General features: G+C 39.0%; 5 protein-coding genes. 2 read left to right on the top strand and 3 right to left on the bottom strand.

The window, feature by feature from the left end; all coding sequences use genetic code 11:
- Positions 1–165: 165 nt before the first annotated feature.
- Positions 166–990 (bottom strand): SDR family oxidoreductase, encoded by an 825-nt coding sequence (locus V5N63_RS06470; RefSeq protein ID WP_088467773.1) that lies wholly within the window; start codon positions 988–990, stop codon positions 166–168.
- Between the two features lie 81 nt (positions 991–1,071).
- Positions 1,072–2,043 (bottom strand): beta-ketoacyl-ACP synthase III, encoded by a 972-nt coding sequence (locus V5N63_RS06465; RefSeq protein ID WP_088467774.1) that lies wholly within the window; start codon positions 2,041–2,043, stop codon positions 1,072–1,074.
- Between the two features lie 184 nt (positions 2,044–2,227).
- Here V5N63_RS06465 and yidD point away from each other — a divergent pair, with 184 nt between their 5' ends.
- Together yidD and lgt are read left to right on the top strand one after the other, a co-directional pair.
- Positions 2,228–2,482 (top strand): membrane protein insertion efficiency factor YidD, encoded by a 255-nt coding sequence (gene yidD / locus V5N63_RS06460; protein WP_088467775.1) that lies wholly within the window; start codon positions 2,228–2,230, stop codon positions 2,480–2,482.
- Positions 2,483–2,503: 21 nt separating this feature from the next.
- On the top strand, positions 2,504–3,373 hold the full coding sequence (gene lgt, locus V5N63_RS06455) for a prolipoprotein diacylglyceryl transferase (RefSeq protein ID WP_332033287.1): 870 nt from the start codon (positions 2,504–2,506) through the stop codon (positions 3,371–3,373).
- Positions 3,374–3,418: 45 nt separating this feature from the next.
- On the opposite strand, the gene V5N63_RS06450 is transcribed toward lgt, so the two are convergent.
- The coding region (locus V5N63_RS06450) for an NAD(P)H-hydrate dehydratase (RefSeq protein ID WP_332033286.1) at positions 3,419–3,980 on the bottom strand (562 nt) is incomplete at its 5' end.

Here is a 3,980-nt window from a genome sequence, read left to right as displayed (position 1 = left end):
AAATGTTCCTGCCCGAGAACTTCGTCTAGCGTTTTCGGTCTTAAAATTTCGGCTAAAGGTGTATTGGAGCTCAAGGTTTCGGGTTCAAAGTTTTAGATTAAACAAAATTACAATTAAAAAACAATTTTATAAACTTTAACCCTGAACTTTAACCTCGAAATGGTGTTATCCCATAATATGAAAGCCACCGTCTACATGACGAATTTCGCCGGTAATTCGGGTTTCCGGACGGAAAAGATGAACGACTTCGTGTGCCAAATCTTCCGGAGTGGCATTTCCGAGCGGACTCAAACGGTCGGCTCTGTCGACATCTTCGGTTTTCAACGTGGCGTTTCCGGCTTTACTTCCCATGTAAGGTGAAAAACGCACACAATTAGCACGAATTCCGTAATCTCTGCCCAATTCATAAGCCATTTCAATGGTTAATCTTTCAAGTGCAGCTTTGGCAATACTCATGTTAATGTATGGGAAAAACGAAACTTTTTCCGCGGCAATATAGCTTAAAGAAACTATGGAAGCGCCTTTTTGTAAAATATGGCTCATCAAAAGAACGTGCGAAAGTGAAATCAGTGAAAACGCTGAAACCGTCATCGTATCATTAAATTCTTCTGCCGTAACTTCCAACATTGGTTTTACAGATTTGTTACGAATGGTTTTATCCATCGCAATTGCATGAAGGAAACCATCTAATTTGACGTTATTCTGATTTAAAAATTCAACCAAAGAATCCAAACTTTCGGGAAGCGTAACGTCGAGTGGAAATGTCAACGTATCAGCGCCGAGTTTATTTTTACAAGCAGTTTCGAAATCGCCGTAGGATTTATTCAAAAAACTTGCGGCTTTTTCGGAAAGGTTTTTGTGGAAAGGCGTTACGCCAAGTCCGGTGCAAACTACTTTTCCGTTGTTTTGAATAATTTTTTCGGCCACTTTCATCGCTAATGAATTTTCATCTGCAATTCCGGTGATTAAAAAGGTTTTATTGGTGAACATATTTTGTTTAATTATAAATTATAAATGATGAATTATGAAATAATGTTGAATGTTTATTAACTAATACATAAATCCTAAAACCTAAACTTTATAAATCGCAGTTCCCCAAGTCCAACCGGAACCCACAGCGGCGAATAGTAATGTGTCGCCTTCTTTAATTTTTCCGCTTCGGTAGGTTTCATCAAGCACAATTGGGATGGTTCCGCCGGAAGTATTGGCGTATTTGTCCATATTCGTCATCACCTTCTCAAACGGAATATTCACTTTTTCGGCGACTTCCTTTAAAATTCTGATGCTGGGCTGGTGTGGAATTACCCAATCGATGTCATCGGATTTCATTTGGTTGGCTTCGAGAATTTCGTTGATGCATTCAGGCAAAACTTTGGTGGCAGTGCTGTAAACCTCCTTTCCGTTCATCTGAAAATAATGGAGTCCGTTTTTGATGGTTTCTTCTGAGGCAGGAATTTCGCAGCCACCTGCAGGAATATTGAAATGCATTTTCCCGGTTCCGTCTGCATGAAGCTTGAAATCGATAAATCCTTTATCTTCTTCTGTTGCAGACAATAAAATTGCACCGGCTCCATCTCCGAAAAACACAGAATCTTTGCGAGACCAATCCGTAATGCTCGAAAAAGTATCTGCTCCAATTACTAAAACATTTTTGTACATCCCCGTTTGAATGAACTGAGAACCAATGGCTAAACCATAAATTCCACCGGAACAAACTGCGGAAATATCAAAAGCTACAGCATGATTTGCATCAATTTTTTCCTGAACAAAACACGCAGTAGAAGGTGCCTGTCTGTCGGGAGTGGAAGTGGCAACTATAATTAAATCCACCTCTTTCGAAGTGATTCCGGCGTTTTCCAAGGCTTTTAAACCTGCTTTGGAAGCTAAATCGCTCGTCACTTCTCCATCTACAATTCTTCTTTCTTTAATTCCTAAGTGGGAATAAATCCATTCGTCGTTAGAACCTACGGCTTCAAAAAAATCATTTTTCAAAACTTTTGGTGGCGTGTAAGATCCGGTTCCTTTAATAATTGCTCTTGCCATATATAATTGTAATTTTTGTGTTTTAATAAAATTTTGAAAATTTGATGTTCAGAATGAACAATTTTTATCTATAATCTATCTATTTAACTCCTTTTTTATCAAATTTTTAATAAACAAATGTACCAAACATCTTCATACAGGCAAGTTTTAATGTAAAAAAATTTTAGTTTATTTTTGCACTGTTTTGAAAAGCACATTCAACAAAATCATCACGTTTCCTTTGGTAATTTTCATTAAATTTTACCAATGGTTTATTTCGCCTTTACTCCCGAAAAATTGCCGTTACGAACCGACTTGTTCTCACTATATGGTTGAAGCACTTCAAGTTCACGGCCCCATTAAAGGTTTTTGGCTGGGAGCCAAAAGAATTGCACGCTGCCATCCCTGGGGAGGTGAAGGTTACGATCCGGTTCCGCCGAAATGCGGCCATCAACATTAAATTTAAATAATAAAATAAACTATGCTTACATTTTTATATACCACCTGGGATCCGTCTACCGGAATACATTTAGGCCCAATAACGCTTCACTATTACAGTTTAATGTTTATCCTTGCTTTCGGACTGGGATATGCGATCATGTCGAAAATTTTTAAAATCGACAATGTAAACCAAAAATATCTGGAGCCGCTTTTCACCTGGACTTTGGTAGGAACCATTCTCGGTGCAAGATTAGGCCACGTTATTTTTTACCAGCCAGAACTTTTCAAAGAAGATTTCTGGTCGGTATTTCTTCCGATCCGGACAAAACCTCACCTTGAATTTACCGGTTTTTCAGGATTGGCAAGTCACGGAGCAACCATCGCGCTGATTTTTACCACCCTTTATTATTCCTATAAAATCATTAAGAAAAATCCGTTTTGGGTGTACGACAGGATTGGAATCGTAGTAGCTTTAGGAGGCGCTTTTGTGAGAATCGGGAATTTCTTCAACTCCGAAATCATCGGCAAACCAGCGCCTGAAAATTCGCCTTTTGCGATCCTTTTTCCACAGCAAAGTACAGAATACGGCGCAATCGTTCCGCGTTATCCTACCCAGCTTTTCGAAGCTTCCGGCTACTTTTTACTGTTTATCCTTTTATGGGTTCTTTACCGTTACACAAATAAAAAATACCAGCAGGGCTGGCTTTTCGGTCTGTTCTTTATCATCCTTTGGGCGGTAAGATTCTTTGTTGAATTTTTAAAAGAGCCACAGGGAGACGAATTTATTCAGTTTGCAGGATTAAATACGGGACAAGTCCTTTCAATACCATTCATGCTGGCTGGTTTCGTGATTATGTGGTATTCTAAAAACAATAAAATTACCGAAGAAGAAAACGGAAAACCCGAATAATTCTTTAAAATAAACCCGAACCCTTCAAATCTTTTGGAGGGTTTTTTATTGGGAACTGTTCAAATACTTAAATACGTTACCAAGTTCCGCGATTAGATCGGAAGGTAGCATCGCTTCTTTTGAATGTTTTTTCGCCGCAAAATCACCGGCTTTGCCATGAAGCCAGACTCCAAAAAGCACTGCTTCTTTCACCGAATAATTTTGCGCGAGCAGCGAGGTCAAAATTCCGAGCAGAGCATCGCCACTGCCTCCTTTGGCCATTCCAGAATTGCCGGTAAGATTATAAAAAACATCGCCTTCTGGCGTTACGATTTGGGTGTGATGATCTTTTAAAACGATATAAATCTCCAGTTCTTTTGCTTTATCTTTTGCCAGATTTAATCTTTCAAACGAATTCTCAGTTGTTCCGAACAGACGTTCAAACTCCTTGGGATGTGGCGTTATAATCGAGTTTTTAGGAATTAGATTTACATGATCGGTGTTTTCCGCAATCATGTTGAGTGCATCCGCATCGAGCACTAAAGTTTTGTCGCACGCTTTTAAAAAAGCTAAGAGAGCATTATAGGTTTCACGTTCTGTTCCCAAACCCGGACCGATTCCTAAAATA

This window comes from Kaistella sp. (assembly GCF_032060305.1).
Taxonomy (GTDB): domain Bacteria; phylum Bacteroidota; class Bacteroidia; order Flavobacteriales; family Weeksellaceae; genus Kaistella; species Kaistella yananensis.
The sequence above is the reverse complement of the archived record's forward strand: the minus strand, read 5'-3'. Positions and strand labels throughout refer to the sequence as shown.